9 protein-coding genes and 3 pseudogenes are annotated in these 17,804 nt (G+C 60.7%); 6 read left to right on the top strand and 6 right to left on the bottom strand.

The window, feature by feature from the left end:
- The first annotated feature begins 51 nt into the window (after positions 1-51).
- Together IHQ72_RS13060 and IHQ72_RS13055 are read left to right on the top strand one after the other, a co-directional pair.
- The gene (locus IHQ72_RS13060) at positions 52-567 is read left to right on the top strand and encodes a GNAT family N-acetyltransferase (RefSeq protein ID WP_258122801.1); all 516 of its coding nucleotides are present in this window, start codon (positions 52-54) and stop codon (positions 565-567) included.
- 93 nt (positions 568-660) lie between these two features.
- Positions 661-1,257 (top strand): hypothetical protein, encoded by a 597-nt coding sequence (locus IHQ72_RS13055; protein ID WP_258122800.1) that lies wholly within the window; start codon positions 661-663, stop codon positions 1,255-1,257.
- A 547-nt stretch (positions 1,258-1,804) separates the two neighbouring features.
- Here the strand turns inward: IHQ72_RS13055 and IHQ72_RS13050 are convergent.
- The 5 genes and pseudogenes from IHQ72_RS13050 to IHQ72_RS13030 form a co-directional block, all read right to left on the bottom strand.
- Positions 1,805-4,435, bottom strand: a complete 2,631-nt coding sequence (locus IHQ72_RS13050) for a cation-translocating P-type ATPase (protein WP_258122799.1) — start codon at positions 4,433-4,435, stop codon at positions 1,805-1,807.
- Positions 4,435-5,612 (bottom strand): annotated as a pseudogene (locus tag IHQ72_RS13045) (acetate/propionate family kinase). Before IHQ72_RS13045 ends, IHQ72_RS13050 begins: the two are co-directional and overlap by 1 nt.
- A gap of 51 nt (positions 5,613-5,663) precedes the next feature.
- Positions 5,664-8,087 carry a phosphoketolase family protein gene (locus tag IHQ72_RS13040; protein WP_258122798.1) on the bottom strand — a complete coding sequence of 808 codons (2,424 nt, stop codon included), beginning with the start codon at positions 8,085-8,087 and terminating at the stop codon, positions 5,664-5,666.
- 112 nt (positions 8,088-8,199) lie between these two features.
- The gene (locus IHQ72_RS13035) at positions 8,200-9,813 is read right to left on the bottom strand and encodes an MBL fold metallo-hydrolase (protein ID WP_258122797.1); all 1,614 of its coding nucleotides are present in this window, start codon (positions 9,811-9,813) and stop codon (positions 8,200-8,202) included.
- A gap of 11 nt (positions 9,814-9,824) precedes the next feature.
- Positions 9,825-10,652 (bottom strand): universal stress protein, encoded by an 828-nt coding sequence (locus IHQ72_RS13030; RefSeq protein ID WP_258122796.1) that lies wholly within the window; start codon positions 10,650-10,652, stop codon positions 9,825-9,827.
- Positions 10,653-10,898: 246 nt separating this feature from the next.
- Here IHQ72_RS13030 and IHQ72_RS13025 point away from each other — a divergent pair.
- The 4 genes and pseudogenes from IHQ72_RS13025 (at position 10,899) to IHQ72_RS13010 (ending at position 15,799) form a co-directional block, all read left to right on the top strand.
- Positions 10,899-11,151 (top strand): annotated as a pseudogene (locus IHQ72_RS13025) (hypothetical protein).
- Positions 11,144-11,325 (top strand): annotated as a pseudogene (locus tag IHQ72_RS13020) (type II toxin-antitoxin system HipA family toxin); the annotation flags it as partial. The pseudogenes IHQ72_RS13025 and IHQ72_RS13020, both read left to right, overlap by 8 nt.
- 1,504 nt (positions 11,326-12,829) lie before the next feature.
- Positions 12,830-14,233, top strand: coding sequence for a glucoamylase family protein (locus tag IHQ72_RS13015; protein WP_258122795.1), 1,404 nt, complete (start codon positions 12,830-12,832; stop codon positions 14,231-14,233).
- 357 nt (positions 14,234-14,590) lie between these two features.
- On the top strand, positions 14,591-15,799 hold the full coding sequence (locus IHQ72_RS13010; RefSeq protein ID WP_258122794.1) for a S41 family peptidase: 1,209 nt from the start codon (positions 14,591-14,593) through the stop codon (positions 15,797-15,799).
- A gap of 512 nt (positions 15,800-16,311) precedes the next feature.
- Here the strand turns inward: IHQ72_RS13010 and IHQ72_RS13005 are convergent.
- The gene (locus tag IHQ72_RS13005) at positions 16,312-17,787 is read right to left on the bottom strand and encodes a DUF3300 domain-containing protein (RefSeq protein WP_258122793.1); all 1,476 of its coding nucleotides are present in this window, start codon (positions 17,785-17,787) and stop codon (positions 16,312-16,314) included.
- Between the last annotated feature and the right edge of the window lie 17 nt (positions 17,788-17,804).

Raw genomic sequence — 17,804 nt, 5'->3', positions numbered from 1 at the left:
TCCAGACGGCTCATGAGGCCGTTGACCAGAGACGACGGAGGCACCGCGACTATGGAGATCAATGCCACCCTTACCACGCACACCGGGTTTCGCTTCGCAGTGCGTCGCGCCCGCCCTGAAGATGAGCCGACCGTGGCCGAGTTCTTCACCCATGTGACGCCGCAAGACCTGCGCTTTCGCTTTCTCGGCGGGGTGAAGGAGGTTTCCCATGAGCGGCTGGTGGCGATGACGCGTTCCGATGACGCCCATATCCATAATTTTCTTGCGTTCTCGATCGACGGAATGCTGATCGCGGTAGCGACACTGGCATGCGATCCGGCCGATCGCGCAGGCGAGGTCGCGATCTGCATTCGCGCGGATCGCAAGCACCTGGGCGTCGGCTGGGAACTTCTCGCCCATATCGCAAACTATGCCGAAGGGATTGGACTTGAGACCATCGAGTCGGTCGAGAACCGCGAAAACCGTTCGGCCATTGAGCTCGAACGCGACATGGGGTTCACCGTCACGACCTATCCAGACGACCCGACACTTGTTTTGGTTCGCCGGCGGCTCGGAAAGCCACTCTGACCACGGCAGTCAAGTGGCACAGACAAATCCCGCCTTCCGGTGACAGAACCGCGGACGCCGTTGTCTGGATGCTCGGAATTGGCGAGTAGCGATATGGACACAGATCACAAATCATCGGGATATGAGATAACAGTCCGGATCAGTTCCCTGACGCGCTTATTCAATTCTCTCGACCCAACGCCTTTCCGAGAACGAGACTTGGACCGTGAGGCCGAAAGCTTCATCGTTGAATGGGCGCAAGAAGCACCGCAAAGCGCGCCGATCCTCATCGCCGTTGAACTGCCGAAGAGCGAGCAGGACCAGGAAGCAGCGCAGATGCTTGCAGACGCCGTGCGTTACAACTTCACCGACAGGTCGGCCCAGGCAACGCGGGAACTCCATGAGCTCCTGAGAATCGGGCGGCGCGCAATGCTCGTGGGCTTGCCCATATTGGCGCTCAGTCTCATAGCAGGTCAGCTGATCGGCTCTAGCTCGGCGGCTGCGGCTCCGGCAAGGGTCATCGGAGAGAGTCTCCTGATACTGGGCTGGGTGGCCAATTGGCGGCCGTTGGAGATATTCCTGTATGAGTGGTGGCCAATCGTGCGACGACGAACCCTTTACAGGCGGCTTGCCGAAGCAAAGGTTGAAATCCGCTGGGCAGAAGGCGACCTCGCCAGCGAAAAAGAGAACGGCAGGATGCGGGCCGCCTGACGGTCTCGGCCGCATCAACGGCGCCGGCGAACCGGAAATTTAGCAGCAACGAAGCCACCCAGACGCCTAAGCGCCGTGCGCCGTCGAGTTGGTAGAACCAGCGACAAAGTTCAGAAGCTGAGGAGTCGCATCTCCACAGGGAACGGCTAGCGAAAGGAAATCCAACCCCGTTCACTCAAGATGAAACCCTGAAGCGTCGAACGTAAGACAGCGTCCCGTGATGAGGGGAATTTTGAGGACGGGTCCCTCGTCACTGCGATCTTGCACCGGTGGCCCCGCGACATATGAATGTCCCTTCAGGATGGACTGCCAAATCGTGGGAAAGTCCACACCGTTGCCTCGCGTCATGTTGCATTCCTTGACCAGCCTGGATACGACGTCGGCCATCCGCGGAACCTCTTCGATAAACCGCTGATTCTATTGCTATAACTCAGGGTATCGGTATTTGATCCAAATCAAATGACCAGAGATTGCCAGCCGCAATAAGTCTCGCCTGCCTGTTGGAAGACGGTCGGCGACGTGTCTGTTAGAACGCTGTTGCACCCGATCAGGTTTTCAGTCTTTCCCGCCAGAAATACTTAAGGAACTCGAGACAGACCAACACCGTAAGTCCGGCCGAAAACGCCACGGCGATATCGCCCGGATGTAAGGGCCCGAAGCGGAAGAGCTCGCTGGCCAGCGGCCATAGCAGTGTCACTGCCAGCGCCGTAGCCACCATTCCAACGGCAACACCAAGCGATCGATTGGGCCGGAACAAAGCAAGCAGCAAGGACCGGCTGAACGTACGGTTGACGAAGATCAGGCCAACAATCGTCAACACGAGCGAGAAGAATGTCAGGGCGCGAATTTCGTTCTCGGACATCTCCCATCGCAGGGCGAGAATTAAGACAGCAGCGACAAGAGCGAACGCCAGCATGCCCTGGACAAGGCTCCAGGCTATCAACGATCGCGAGAACAGCGGCGTTTCCGGATCCCGCGGAGGGCGCTTCATGATGTCGTCCTCCTCGGTTTCCGCTTCGAAGACCAGAGAACAGACCGGATCGATCACCATCTCCAGAAAGGCAATGTGGATTGGCCCGAACAGGATGGGCAGGCCAAACAGCAAGGGAAGAAGGGCCAGCCCGGCGATCGGCACGTGCACGGCAAGAATGAAGCCCATGGCCTTGCGCAAATTGTCGTAGATGCGGCGGCCAAGCCGTATGGCTTTGACGATCGAGCCAAAGTCGTCGTCGAGGAGGACGATCGATGACGCCTCCCGCGCAACGTCGGTTCCGCGGCCGCCCATGGCAATGCCGATATTGGCCGCCTTCAGCGAGGGGGCGTCGTTGACGCCGTCTCCCGTCATCGCGACAATCTCGCCGTTGGCCTTCAGCGCCCTGACGATCGCCAGCTTCTGCTCGGGCATGATGCGGGCAAACACCGTTGCGGTTTTAACCTGATCGGCCAGCGCCGCGTCGTCCAGACTCTTGAGCCTCTCACCCGTGACGACATTGTCGGCTTTGAGCCCCGCCTGACGGGCGATCGCTCTGGCCGTCGCCGGATAGTCGCCGGTGATCATGATCACCTTGATCCCCGCGGAACGGCAATCTGCTACGGCATTCGGAACACCGGCGCGCAATGGATCGGCCAGGCCAACGAGGCCCATGAACTCGAAATCGAAACCCGTCTGGTGATCCGGCAGACTATCGACGTCATGACGGGCGCGCGCCAGCCCCAGGACGCGCAATCCCTCTGCCGCCATCGCATCCACGGTTGATTTGACCGAACCGAGGCGGTCGGCACTCAGCCTGCAGAGAGACGCTATGGCCTCAGGCGAACCCTTCGCGGCGATCAGACAGTTGCTGCTGCCTGGCGGAGGCCGCCAGGCGTTCGACATGGCCAGCAGTTCGGGATGAAGCCCATAGCCGCGCACCAGCTTCCGGTGAGCCCGGTCCGGGTCTTCGCGGCCGGGCAATCGCTCGCGAGCAAGGGTGTGAAATGCCCTTTCCATCGGATCGAACGGAAACTCGGCACTGGCAAGAACGCCAAGTTCGACCAGATTGCCAAATGCCGCCGGCATCGCCGTGTTCGGAGCATCAGGCAAACGAAGCAACTCGCCGTCTGCGGTTCGCAATTCTGCGATCGTCATTCGGTTTTCGGTCAGCGTACCGGTCTTGTCGGTGCACAGGACTGTTGCCGAGCCAAGCGTTTCGATCGCCGCCGCACGGCGAGTGAGCACGCGCGCCTGCGATATGCGCCAGGCGCCCATGGCCATGAAGATCGTCAGCACCATCGGAAACTCTTCGGGCAGCATCGACATACCGAGCGCGATGCCAGCCAGCACCGCATCGAGCCATCCGCCGCGCAAGAGGCCGTACAGGACGACCGCGGCAATGCTGACAGCCCCGCCCACCAGCGCAAAGATGCCGACCAGCCTTTTGGTTTGCTGCTGCAGGCGGGGCGCTTCGGTCTCCATGGTGCTGAGCGATTGGCCGATCGCGCCGATTTCGCTGTTGGCGCCGGTTGCCAGAACTTCGCCAATGCCCGAACCGCGAACGACCAGCGATCCCGAGAATGCGAAAGGCAGGTCGTCACCACCGGGTCTGCGCTCGACAGGCAGGTTGGCGACTCTTGCCGCGATCTTGCGCACCGGGACGGATTCGCCAGTCAGCAGGGACTCATCGGTCTGGAGGTCCTGGCTGTGGATCAGCCTGAGATCGGCCGGCACCCGGTCGCCTTCGGCCAGCACCACCAGGTCGCCGCGCACCACTTCGCGACCGGCAATACGCATGCGTTCGCCGTCGCGTATCACCATGGCCCGCGGACTTGTAAGATCGCGCAACGCCTCCAGCACACGTTCCGTGCGGGCTTCCTGCACAATCGTTATCGCCACCGACAATGTCGCAAAGACGAGCAGGATCAGCGCCTCCTGCAGATCGCCGAGAGCCAGGTAGACGGCGCCTCCACCCAGCAGCAGAGCCAGCATCGGCTCGCGAATGACCTCGAAAGCGATACGCAACGGCGTGCGCCGGTTGGATTTGGGTAGTTCGTTGAAGCCTTCGGCGACGAGCCTCGCCTGTGCTTCGGCCGCCGTGAGGCCTGCCGGCGGGAACGTCGTCGCTGCTGATTGAGGCAAGCCGGCGTTCTCGCGCCCCTGGCGTGCGCTCTCCTCTGTTTCCTGTCCGACAAGAACTGACATCAGTTTGCGCGATCGTGCCGGTGCAGTTCGGCGGCCACGGCCCTCTCCCCGTCCGTGGGAATCACCAGGACTTCGACCCTGGAGCCGGCAAGGCTGATGATTTCGTCGCCGCGCTGGTTGCGGTCCTTGTCTAGGGCTACGCCGAGCCAACCGGCAAAGGCCCCGACCTTTTCTCGGACGAATGGTGCGTTTTCGCCGATACCGGCAGTGAAGATCAGCCGATCCAGCCTCCCAGGGCAGCAGCCAGCGACCCGATCTCGCGCCCGATGCGATAGACGAAGAGAGCGATGGCCTCAGCGGCAGCAGGTTCCTCCGAACCGACCAGCGCCCGCATGTCACCGGATATTCCGGACACACCGAGCAGGCCGGATTTCTCGTACAGAAGTGTGGCCAGCTCGTCGGTCGGCAGCTTCCGATCCTGCAGCAGATGGAGGATGACCCCCGGGTCGAGCGCACCGCAACGCGTGCTCATGACAAGTCCGTCCAGCGTCGAGAACCCCATCGTTGTGGCGACACTCCGTCCGGCGTCCATGGCGCACAGGCTGGCACCGCTGCCGAGATGCGCGACGATCGCACGGCCGCCGGCACCCGCGCCGTAGCGCTCGCGCAGCTTGGAAGCGATATGGCTATAAGACAGGCCGTGAAAGCCATAGGAAACAATGCCCGCCTCGGTCATCGCGCGCGGCAACGCGTAGATCTTGGCAAGTCCCGGTCGGGCCGCATGAAACGCGGTGTCGAAGCATCCGATCTGAAGGGCCTGCGGCAGGAGTTCGGCAGCCAGCGAGATTATATCGAGATTGACACTTTGGTGGATCGGAGCCAGCGGCTCGAACAGGAGCAGTGCCTCGAGCGTGTGCTCGTCGAGCAGCGTCGCTTCGGTGAAGTCGCGGCCGCCATGGACGATCCTATGCCCGACCCTGTCGATGCGGCGAAGGAGGTTGCGATCGGCGAGCAGCGAAGCGACCGCTGCGAATGCCTTGGCGACATCGATCGGTGCGTCGCCCAGGTTCCGTTCGATTTCAGGGGAGCCGGCCGCAGCCGCGACGTGCAGGCGCGGATGCTGTCCGAGCGACGAGACGTTGCCGCGCAGCAGCACGGGAAGCTCTGCGCTTGCCTCGAAGACAGCGAATTTCAGGCTCGATGACCCGCCGTTCAGGACAAGGATCGCATCGGTCATGCAGCCATCCGATCCCGTGCCTTTGCGATGCGCCGAAGGCCGCTTATCGGCTCATTCAGCATGTCTTGTCGTTGCATCCGGCCCCTGCTCCCATTTCCAGCCAAGGATCTCCGGCATATCCTGCCCATGAGCCCGAATATAGGCTCGATGCTCAAGCAGCTTACCCTCCATTGCCTGCATCAGGCCGATATTGGCGCCTTTGACCTTTGGCAGGCGGTCGAGGACGCTTTGGACGAGATGGTATCGATCGAGGCCATTCAGCACCGTCATGTCGAATGGCGTCGTCGTCGTGCCCTCCTCATTGTATCCCCGCACGTGGATGTTGTCGTGATTGGTGCGCCGATAGGTCAGGCGATGGATGGTCCAGGGATACCCATGATAGGCGAAGATGACCGGCTTTTCGGTAGTAAACAGCGCGTCGAATTCGCGATCCGACAACCCATGTGGGTGATGTTCCCTGGGCTGCAGGGTCATCAGGTCGACGACGTTGACCACCCTGATCCTGAGCTCAGGAATGTGATGCCTGAGGATCTGCACGGCGGCCAGCGTTTCGAGCGTCGGAACGTCGCCGGCGCAAGCCATCACGACGTCCGGTTCGTCGCCATTCTCGGTCGACGCCCAGTCCCAGATACCGATCCCTGTCCTGCAGTGGACGACGGCCTTGTCCATAGACAGCCATTGCCATGACGGCGGCTTGCCGGCGACGATGACGTTGATGCGGTTCCATGTCCGCAGCACGTGATCGGTCACGCACAACAATGTGTTAGCGTCCGGCGGCAGATAGACGCGCACGATGTCGGCCTTCTTGTTGAGGGCAACATCGATGAAGCCGGGATCCTGATGGCTGAAGCCATTGTGTTCCTGATGCCAGACATGGCTCGACAGCAGATAGTTCAGCGACGCAATCGGCCGCCGCCACGGAATGTCGCGGCAGGCATCCAGCCATTTCGCATGCTGGTTGAACATGGAATCGACGATGTGAATGAACGCTTCGTAGCAGGAGAACAGGCCGTGCCGTCCGGTCAAAAGATAGCCTTCGAGCCAGCCCTGGCAGGTGTGCTCCGACAGGATTTCCAGGACCCTGCCGTCTCGGCTGAGATGAACGTCCTCGGGCAGGATCGTTTCCATCCAGGCGCGCTCGGTGACCTCGAACACGTCCTGAAGCCGGTTCGAGGCTGTCTCATCCGGACCGACGATGCGGAAGTTCTTCGCCGCAACATTCAGCTCCATAACGGCGCGCAGGAACTTGCCCATTGTCCGCGTCGACTCGGCCTTCACGGCACCCGGCCGCTCGACGGACACAGCATGGTCCCGCAGGCTGGGTAACTCAAGAGACCGACGCAGCAGGCCGCCATTGGCATGCGGGTTAGCGCCCATTCGCCGCGCGGCTTGCGGCGTGGTGGCGCGGATCGCTTCGACAGGGACGCCGGCGGCGTCGAACAGTTCCTCAGGCCGGTAGCTTTTCAGCCACTCCTCAAGCAGCTTGAGATGTGCCGGGTTTTCCGCAAGGCCCGACAGGGGAACCTGGTGCGAGCGCCAGAAGCCTTCGGTTTTCAGCCCGTCGACCTCTTTCGGCCCCGTCCATCCCTTGGGGCTGCGCAACACGATCATCGGCCATTTTGGTCGCGCCGTCGACGCTGCGGAACCTGCGCGCGCGGCATGCTGGATCGCGCGGATGCGATCGAGCGCGTCGTCGAGCACGATTGCCATCCGCTCGTGCATTAATGCTGGGTCATGGCCCTCGACAAACAGTGGCTCATAGCCATAGCCAATGAAAAGCGCGCGCAGTTCGTCTTCGGGGATACGGGCCAGGATCGTCGGATTGGCGATCTTGTAGCCGTTCAGATGCAGGATCGGCAGAACCGCCCCGTCGCGCGCCGGGTTGAGGAACTTGTTGGAATGCCATGCAGTTGCCAGCGGCCCGGTCTCGGCCTCCCCGTCGCCGACGACGCAGGCGACGACAAGGTCCGGATTGTCGAAGGCCGCGCCGTAGGCATGAGAAAGCGCGTAGCCCAGTTCGCCGCCTTCGTGGATCGAGCCGGGCACATCGGGCGCGGCATGGCTCGGAATGCCGCCGGGAAACGAGAACTGCCGGAACAGCTTGCGCATGCCCTGCTCGTCCATCGTGACGTCCGGATTGAACTCGCTGTAGGTGCCCTCCAGATAGGTGTTCGCCACCATTGCCGGCCCACCATGGCCGGGACCGCAGACATAGATCGCATTCGCGCCCCTGAGCCTGATCACGCGATTGAGGTGCGCATAGATGAAACTCAACCCCGGCGACGTTCCCCAGTGGCCGAGCAGGCGCGGCTTGACATGCTCCAGCCGCAGCGGCTGGCGTAGCAGCGGATTGTCGAGCAGGTAAATCTGGCCGATCGTGAGATAGTTCGCAGCGCGCCAATAGGCATCGATATCGTGCAGCTCCGCGTCGGACAGAAGGCCACCGGAAGCTGGGGGGTTCGTATGCTCGGTCATGTTTGGCTCCTTGTTGGCGGCTGTCGCCAGATGGCTTGCGCCTGTGTTCGTCGACCTGCAGCGAATGGATCCAAACGCGTTGGCGCGCTTTCAGTTCATCACTTCGAGGCCTCTAAGCGTCATTGTCCTCGAGCACCCGGCGCATGCGCCTGATCACCGCTGCGCGACCCCGTTCGTCAGCAGCGGCGCCGACCGCCTCGTTGATGTCCAGGAGAAGTTTGGAAAGGTCGTTGTGCCAGTCGAGACGGGCAACTTTTTCCGGTCTCAGACGGCGCGGCTCGTTGAGCTCGACCGGCAAACTGCCACTGAGTGTCAATCGCAAGGCATCATCCAGCCGCGGCATTATGATCCTGTCGTCAGGGATCATCGATCGCAGCCGCTCGGTGAACCCGCGTAGCCCCTCTTCCTCGCCATGCGTCAGGAACACCGCCTGCCTTACCGGACTTCTGGCCTGGACCCAGGCGACCAGTTCGGCAGCGTCGGCATGGCCGGAATAAAGATCGAACAGGCTGATATGCGCCTTGACCTCGACCTCTTCGCCCTGGATGCGCACACGCCGCGCCCCGTCGAGTAGTATTCTGCCGAGCGACCCCTGGGCCTGGTACCCGGCGATCATCACCGTGGCATTCCGGCGCCAGAGATTGGCCTTGAGATGATGACGGATACGCCCGGCATCGCACATGCCACTGGCGGCGATCACCACGAAGAAGCCGGTCAGGCGATTGATCGCCTTGCTCTGCTCCACCGTCTCGGTGAAGCGCAGCTCCTTCGAGCCTAGGGCCTGGCGTAACACGTCGCCCTGTTCGATCTCGTCGGCGTGCCGTTCGAAAATCGCGCTGGCGCGCGTCGCCAGTGGCGAGTCGACGAAGATCGGCGCCCTGGGGACGGCACCGGTCTGCATGAGCAGATGGAGGTCGACCAGCAGCTCCTGCGTCCGCTCGACGGCGAAGGAGGGAATGATCAGCGGACCGCGGGCCACAGCGGCGCCACGTACGATGTCGCCGAGCATGGATCGCCGTTGTTCGGGCGAGACGTCCGGCCGGTCCCGATCGCCATAGGTCGATTCGCAGATTAGATAGTCGACACCGGCCGGACCTTCCGGATCGGTCTGAAGCAGCTTGTAGCCTGGCCCGATGTCGCCTGAAAACAAAATGCGCATCGGGGTCTTCTGATGATCCATGTCGATCTCGAGCTCGACCGTGGCAGAGCCGAGCAAATGGCCGGCGTTCCAGAAGCGTGCGCGAAGGCCATCGGCTATGGTTGTCCAATCGCCGTATTCCAGAGCCCGGAACAAGGTCATGCAGGCAGCCGCATCCTGAAGGCTGTAGATCGGCTCGACCGGCGGTCGCCCGCGCTGCGCATTGCGGCGATTCAGTTGCTCGACCTCCATTTCCTGGATATGCGCCGCGTCCGGCAGCATCACCGAGCAAAGATCGATGGTGGCGCGGGTCGTATGGATCGGACCGCAAAAGCCGTGCTTGACCAACTTCGGCAAGAGCCCGCTGTGGTCGATATGCGCATGCGTCAGGATGACCGCGTGAATCGCGTTCGGTGGAAACGGGAACGGGCCATAGTTCAGTTCCCGCTCCGACTTCGATCCCTGGAACAGGCCGCAGTCGACGAGAATCCGCCAGCGTGGCGTTTCGATCTCATAGCAGGAGCCGGTGACGCCGTGGGCCGCGCCATGGAAGCGCAGAACCGGATCCGTGCCGCGACCGCCCTGCATGTCGCCGCGCCCTAGTGCGAGAGCAGGACAGGCAGGCGCAGGTCCGCGAGAACACCCTCGGTTGCGCCGCCGAGCACGAAGTCCCTGACACGAGAATGGCCATATCCGCCCATGACCAGCAGCTTGCCGCCGATCTTGATGGCATGCTCCTGGAGAGCGGCGGCAATCGAAAGGTCACCGGCCTGGATCGAAGCGGTCTCGACCGTTAGCCCGCGCGTCCTCAGGCCCTCGGCAAGGCGATCTCCGATGTCTTTTCCAGGAAGCGGCTTTTCGTCGGTCACACTGACGACCGTCACCTTGGAAGCGCGCTCCAGGAACGGCCGCGCGTCGGCGACGGCCCGCGCCGCCACACGGCTGCCGTCCCAGGCGATGACGACATGGTCAAGCGCACCGACATCCGTTGCATCGCGAAGCAGCAGTGTCGGCCGGCCTGCGCCGAACAGCAGGGCCTCGGCAGTCATGCACGCCGTCTGGTTGTCCGGTGCCATGCCGACCAGACAGAGATCGAAGTAACGGCATTGTTTTGCGGCCTCATCGCCCATCAGGGCCGGCGGCGCGGCGATCTCCTGCGTGGTCACGGTCACCGCGCCTTCTGAGGCCTCCTTGGCAACCGCGTCAAGCAGGGCCTTGCCATGCTTGCGGCTGGTCGCCTCGACCTCCCGGATCTTATTGGGAAGGTCGAGCAGGTAGCTCGACAGCGCATTCGAAACGTCTGGAATGTCAACATTGACGGCAATTGCATGAAGGGTTGAGCCGAGTTGCTTGGCGACGGCAACTGCGTTTACGGCTGCTGCCGGGGAGTTTGCCTCTGGATAGGTCGCCAGACAGAGGACTGCCATAAGCTTCACCTGATTTCGCCTCCATTGATGCAAGGCCCAAATGGCCATCTTTCGCGACATTTGTAGTCACGAGGGACGACCCCGGCTTTGATCCACAGCAAATGCGTTGCCACTGGACGATGAGCGCGCCGATGCCCTGCGGATATCTCCCGTCGGTTGCTGCCCCTGGTGACGCGAACGCTCAACTCGAAAATTTGTAATCTTCGTGCTACATATTCAGCTAATCTGTAGTGCGAAGGTGTCAAAATCCCCACTCCCCACAATCCTCCAGCCGCCGTAAGACGCGCCCTGCGCAAGCTGGGGGCGGATATCCACGACGCCCGGCGGCGGCGCCGCCTCCCTATGGCCGTGGTGGCCGAGCGCGCCTTCACATCGCGCTCGACGGCCTGAGCCAGATCGCCGACATCGCCAACGACAGGGTTGGCCAGCCGCTGGCCAACGCAGAACTGCCCAAGCATGTCCACCTCAACGGTCGGCGGGGACGTTAAGCGATGGCTGACTTCGAGGTCCATATCTATCTTGGCGGCCGCGCGCGCCCGTCGGACTGGCGAGCGGCAATCGCGTCGGCGGCACAAAGACGATCCGCCTCGACTATCACGGCGCATGGCTCGAGGACCCGGACCGGTTCTCCCTGGAGACAGCTCTCGCCCTCACCCGCGGCGCCTTTGCCCCCCGCCGGCAGGTTACTTCAATTTTTCGGCGACTCGGCTGCCCGATCGGCCGAGATCAGCCTAGTGGCGAGCCTTCGAGTGTTTTGAGCCTTCGGCCGAAGTCAGAACCCGCCTAAATGCACGCCATTGCCGCCGATTACCGCATGCATCGCTGGAAGGTCTTTCGAAGCCGGAGTTCTTGAGCTACGTGTGACGGGTGCCATCAACGAGACGGAGAAAATTGACGAACGGGCCCAAAACCATTTCCTTCAAAACTAGCGGACTTACCCGACAACGCTCAATTCGATCTCGAAGAATTAAGCGTAAGTAATTGATATTTAATATTTTGGTGGTGGTCGCAGTCTCTGGCGAACCAGTCTCTGTCCAATTTTCCCTGATAGGTGCCGAAAAACAGTGAATTTCGAGGTTTTTGAGGGCCTGGCGCAATTTTCCATAAGAAATCGCTGCGCAGATTCAATGCTTTAGCACCAAATTCCCTGTACGCACTAACAGGGAATTATTTAGCAGCTAAGCAGGGAATTCCAAAGCGAAGCAGGCCGAGATGGCAAATCGCGGGCTGGCGGTGGCTCGCTAGCTCAGTTGTCGAGCGCTACTGCGACAAGGCTGGCGCCAATTGCCGTCCGATTTCGATCGCACTCTAATGCTGGCTATTGGCGCATGGCGTAAAGCAACGTTGCGAGGCCGGATAGAGACGACCATATGAGATCGTCTCCGAAGATATCCTTTGAGCCTTCCACCATCTTCTTGCCTCTAATGAGAAGCGCGACAGGTCTGCCTCACCCCATCATTTCGTCCGGAATACACAATGCAGCGCACCTTAACCCGACAAGAATTGTATGACCTCGTTTGGTCGACACCCATTGCCACACTCGCTCAGTAATTCGACATTTCTGATCGAGGATTGGCCAAGACTTGCGCGCGTTATTAGATACCCGTTCCTGGCTGCGGCAAAGATCGCTTCGACCGCGATGCGGCAGGAGGAAATCTGCAGGTGAGTTGGTCTGACCTGGAAAGCCGGACCCGGATCATCCTCACGAGCTGCCGGCCCGGAGCCCTGCTCTGCGACGACAAAGTCGCGCCATCTGCCGATGTTCCCGAGGTCTCTCCAAAGCCGACATTCGATGGACATTTGCCTCGCACGAAGCTGGCAAGCTGTATGCGGACTCGTCGCATGATCACACCAAAGTATGAGGCTTTTAGACCAAAACCTTAGCTCCGCTTACATCCGTAGCATCTCCGTCTACTTGCGCACAATGAGTGGTTCGTCGCCGGCAAACTATACTGACCTCAACGGTAAGGACGGCGCGAACCATGTTGCTAAACTCCCTCCAGACAGATACTGACCCGATCGCGCCATTCGAAAGCAATGCTCCGCAATCGCTGCAGGAGCGCCTGCCGTTGGCAGGGGATCGGTGCTCTCACTTCAGCAGCAGACAAGCCCAACGCACCAACCCCTTTGACGACATCTCCAAGGGACAGACATCCCTTTCGACACCGCACTGCCGCTTGCGGTACACTGCGTCACGCGCGCTCCGTGATGACCGCAATTGGCCGTCTCCTGACCAGGGACCGAACCCCAGCGGCCGCGGCGGCGGTGGCGCGCACGTCGTTCCGGTCGCGATCGAAAAGCCGCCCAGAATCTTCATCGGCCGCAAGCACTACGACGGCCCTCGTCCGGACGAGGCTCTGGCCGAGCTCCTCAACACTGTGCAGCGACAGACCCTCAGATTTTTCTGGGAGTTCGGCCATCCCACGAGCGGGCTAGCCCGAGAGCGGAGCAACACGACACCGCATGTCGTCACGACCGGCGGTTCTGGATTCGGCATCATGGCGATCCTTGCCGGTGTCGAACGCGGATGGATCGGCCGGCAGCACGCTCTCGACCGCCTGATTAAGATGGTGTGCTTCCTCGGCCAGGCCGAGCGCCATCACGGCGCCTTTCCTCACTGGTTGGACGGCGACAGCGGCCGAACGATACCCTTCAGTCACCTCGACGACGGCGGCGACATTGTCGAGACGGCATATCTGATGGTCGGGCTCCTTTCTGCGCGGCAATATTTTCGAGGGCCGGACGCTAAGGAACGCGTCTTGCGCAGCCTTATCAACGCTCTGTGGTCGGAGGTCGAATGGGACTGGTACACCCGCGGCTCCGAGGCGCTCGTTTGGCATTGGAGCCCGGTGCACGGATGGGCGATGGACCTCCCGATCCACGGATGGAACGAATGCCTGATTGCATTCATCCTCGCCGCGTCTGCCGCACGGCATTCGATCGAGCCGGATGTCTATCACCGCGGTTGGACGGCGGGCCGGGCCTTCGCCAACGGCCGAAGCATTGAAGGCGTGCGGCCGCCTCTCGGGCCTGATCACGGCGGTCCCCTATTCTTCTCGCACTATTCGTTCCTCGGCCTCGATCCGAGGGCGCTTCGAGATCGCTATGCCGATTATTGGCATCAGAACGTCGCCTATACGCATATCAACCGGACGCACTGCATTCGTAATCCAGGGAAATTCGAAGGCTATGGCGCCGATTGCTGGGGGCTAACAGCGAGCGACAGTATTGACGGCTATGTCGCGCACGCTCCCGACCGCGACCTCGGAGTGATCACTCCGTCCGGCGCCCTCGGCTCCTTCCCCTATGCCCCCGCGGAATGCGAGCTGGCGCTTCGCCACTTCGCTTCGCGCGGCGACCGGCTGTGGGGCGAGTATGGCTTCAGGGATGCATTCAGCCCTTCGACGGGTTGGTGCGCGGACTCGTATTTGGCGATCGATCAGGGGCCGATCGTGGTCATGATCGAGAACTACCGGAGCGGGCTTTTGTGGCGCCTATTCATGAGCTGTCCGGAGATCCAGATCGGGCTCGCGAGGCTCGGCTTCTCCCAGCGCGCGAAAGCCGCCGCGGCCATGTCATGAGGACCACGTGTTCTCTACTAAAACGCGGCGTGCAATCATGCGCTCCGGCTTTCTGTTCGGACTGATCACGGTGGGAGGGTCGGCTGGATCGGCCCACGCAATTCGCCACCTTGTTGCGTTTGGCCACGTCGAGATTAAAATGGAAAATTCAAACGGCGGCAGTTCCGTGTGGTGCGGCAGTCAAGCACTACGCGCTGCACGCTGGTGTCCGCAGGACACGACTATGTGGCCATACCGACTTGGTCCACGTTGAAGTGGAAACAAGGCGCGTAACGCCCGCGCCCCCACGCCTTTGCATTCTCTCCCGCGGTGAAGGTGTGGCCCATATCCCGATGTGTTGAAGGACGGGTAGCCGGAATGAACAGACGAACGGGTAGTTATGCGCTCGCATGCGTTTTGACCGCAATAGTCACGTTGCAGAGCGTCTACGGTGCGAACGCCCAATCGGGTTCTGGCGTAGAGAAAAAGTACCGTCTCTTTGGCGAAATTTTCCTCCGCATTCAATCCGATTTTGTTGACTCGCCGGATGGTGAAAAACTATTGGATGCAGCTATTAAGGGTATGCTGGAATCGCTCGACGCCAATTCTACCTACATTAACCCCGAGGCCTTCCATGAAATGTTGTTCCAGAATCAAGGCAAATACGGCGGAATTGGTGTAGATGCCGTTATGGAGGGCGGCCTGATAAAGGTGGTCGCCGCAGTGGATGAAACGCCGGCTGCACGGGCTGGGCTGATGCCAAACGACCTTATTGCCAGGATAGATGGCGACGAGGTGCAGGCTATGTCCAAGTTCGAAGCGGCTGATCGGATGCGGGGCGCGACTGGTACTCCAGTTACGCTCTCTATTCTCCGCAAAGGACACAACCCCTTCGACGTGACGCTGTTACGTGATGAAATCCGTACGCAATCAATCAAGTGGCAGATCCTGGATTTGGACATTGGTTATGTTCGTATATCGACCTTCACTGAAGGAACACAGGAAGAGCTGGAGGAAGCAGTCTTCTCACTTAAGAAAAAGGCGGGAGGAAAACTCAAAGGTTACATTATTGATCTGCGAAACAACCCGGGCGGCCTGCTGACGCAGGCTGTCTCGGTGTCCGACTCCTTCCTCGATTTTGGTGAGGTGCTTTCGATCCGCGGCCGTCGCGCGGAGCACTCCCGAAGCTTCAGCGCGCGAACCGGAGATCTAGCTGATGGAATGCCTGTAGTCGTCCTGATCAATGGCGGGTCTGCTTCAGGTGCCGAAGTCGTTGCTGGCGCTCTTCAAGATCAAAAGCGGGCAACAGTCGTAGGTACAAAATCGTTTGGTAAGGGTACAGTACAATCCATTATTAAGCTTGGCGAGCAAGGCGGACTTAAGCTAACAACTGCTCGATACTATACCCCATCTGGGCGCTCAATTGAATCGAAGGGCATAGATCCCGATATTGTGGTTGTTCAAGAAGGCAAGCCGAGCAGTTTAGATTACTCACTTCAAAGCAATCAAAGCATCACGGACGTGCAGCTCAAGGCGGCGATCGACATTCTTCACGGCAAGGTTGTTTCGCCTGCCAAAAGTGAGTAGGCGCTCAACCAGAGCGGTGACGCCAAAAGCCGTAGCGCTCGCAGTGATTACGGTGGGAACAGCGCGTCGCCCTCTATGGAGCTAGAACCGGAAATGCTCTCAATTCTAAGCGGCCATGAGCGACACCAGCGGCTGGCCGGCTGGAACTTTCTCGGCAAGAGTGGGCTCCAGGAAGCTCCTGCAGGTCGCAGCAGCCGTTCGTGCAGCAGCGATAAACAGCATTGACGATCTTGCCGGATGCATCACGCCGCAGCATCCCCAGAGTGTAATGCAGTTGGGGGAGCGGATAGGTAGGCGCTCACCGTCCTGGACGCTGAAGTGAATTTCCACGTCCCCTCACTCAGACGCTGGTCGCCAGCGGACGTCGCGGATTCTGGCAGGAGTTTGCCGTTATCACTTGCTGCTATGTCGCGCGAGTCGACCATTGGCCTGCAAGCCGATGAGCCTCAGTTCTCGACCCATTTGCCAGACCGCGTCGGGGTTGAACCCAGTTACTCTGTGCTCTGGCGATTTCACAGCCGAGGAGGGCCGCCGAAGGGTTGCATAGATGGGCCGCCAGACGGCACGTTGGGCCGAGGTGGGCCGGTGAGGCCTCCTCCGCCACGGATGGGCCGCTTGAACTGCGGCTTACCTCCCCGCGTCTGGTCTCGGCGGCGCGGATCATGGGAAAAAGCGCGGGGACCGCGGCCGCGCATGATGTCACGTTTCGGAGCCGGGTGGCGAGGCCGCGCCCCGATGCGCGCTCCGGGTTTCGGCTTTCCTGCCAAGGGGTTCGCGCGGCCCCCGGCGTGCGGCTTGGACTTGGCGCCAGCCATCCCCGGCTTGCCGGCGAACGGCTTAGCGAGCCCGCTTCGGGCGCGTCCGATTTCGCCTAACCGATTGCTCGGGGCTGCGTTTTTGAGCCCCTTGAGCAAGCTCTCGCCGTTCATTATTTGACGACTGTCCGGCGGTGTCTCGAGGCGATGCGGATTGAGGTCGGCGGCTCTTTTGGCCAGACTGTTATTACCGTCCGCCTTCAGATCCCTGGACAGCGTGTTGTGATCGAGCCTAGTCAGCTGTGATTTGTCAAAAGTTACTCTGGAGCTATCGACCTTCGTCCAATCGACCTGGTTCAAACTGATGTCGCCGTTGAAGGTCCGATCGTTGAAGCAGTCGTCGCAGTTGATCTCAACATCTTTGCCCCAGCGGCCGTAACCGCTCCAGGTCTCCCCTTCGTACCAGTCGACGGCGGCGGCCCAGGCAACGCCGGTGACATAAGCGGCGTAGTAAGTGGCGGTCGGATCGTAGTAGGACGAATAGGAGTCGGAGTAGTAGCTTACCCGTTTCGACGCGTAGCTCGAATCGTAGAGGTCCTCTGATCGATAGACCGGTATGTAGACCTTGTCTGCCCGGGCCGACTTGATAATGACCTTTTCGCGCTCCACGACGACCACGGTCTTGTCGTCGCTCTTGATGATACCGTTGGCAACGGCTCTTTCGCGCAACTGCTGGATGGCCTCGAGCATGTCCTTTTGCTGATAGGCCACTGCCTCGCCGAGGTGTTGCGTCCACTCGAGATCGTCGCTCATCATCTTGACGATCTCGGGATAGTTCATGAGCGAGATGACGCTCCCGTCCCAATCCTTGTCCGGCTTCAGCTCCGGCTTGGTCTTGAAGCGCTCCATATATCTTTCGGCTTCAACGATCTGCAGGGGATACAAGGATGCCGCCGCGATTGCGGCCACCAACTCGTCGGGATAGAGCGCGATGCGCGCCACCAACACCTCCATTTCCCTTTCGCTCAGCGGATCGCGGTGAGGAGTCCCGGCAGAGGTTTGCTCGTGGGCGTATGAATGGGTTGGGCTGGCTGCTGCAAGGACCAGCAACGACAGGCCCGCGAGAACGGCCGCCGCCCGCAGCAGCGATTTTCGCCTGTCGATGCCTGCCCGCACGCTTAAGCTTGAAGATGCTAGGCCGGCAGGCGTAGCGCTGATGAACTTGATCGGCATGGAAAGCTTCCTTGGAG

Origin of the sequence: Mesorhizobium onobrychidis (genome assembly GCF_024707545.1) — a bacterium.
Taxonomy (GTDB): Bacteria; Pseudomonadota; Alphaproteobacteria; order Rhizobiales; family Rhizobiaceae; genus Mesorhizobium; species Mesorhizobium onobrychidis.
This window is presented reverse-complemented; position numbering and strand designations above follow the sequence as displayed.

Coding starts and splice junctions, on each gene's coding strand:
- IHQ72_RS13005 (WP_258122793.1), bottom strand. CDS start 17,787: ATGCCGATCAAGTTCATCAGCGCTACGCCTGCCGGCCTAGCATCTTCA.
- IHQ72_RS13060 (WP_258122801.1), top strand. CDS start 52: ATGGAGATCAATGCCACCCTTACCACGCACACCGGGTTTCGCTTCGCA.
- IHQ72_RS13035 (WP_258122797.1), bottom strand. CDS start 9,813: ATGCAGGGCGGTCGCGGCACGGATCCGGTTCTGCGCTTCCATGGCGCG.
- IHQ72_RS13050 (WP_258122799.1), bottom strand. CDS start 4,435: ATGTCAGTTCTTGTCGGACAGGAAACAGAGGAGAGCGCACGCCAGGGG.
- IHQ72_RS13030 (WP_258122796.1), bottom strand. CDS start 10,652: ATGGCAGTCCTCTGTCTGGCGACCTATCCAGAGGCAAACTCCCCGGCA.
- IHQ72_RS13010 (WP_258122794.1), top strand. CDS start 14,591: ATGAACAGACGAACGGGTAGTTATGCGCTCGCATGCGTTTTGACCGCA.
- IHQ72_RS13040 (WP_258122798.1), bottom strand. CDS start 8,087: ATGACCGAGCATACGAACCCCCCAGCTTCCGGTGGCCTTCTGTCCGAC.
- IHQ72_RS13055 (WP_258122800.1), top strand. CDS start 661: ATGGACACAGATCACAAATCATCGGGATATGAGATAACAGTCCGGATC.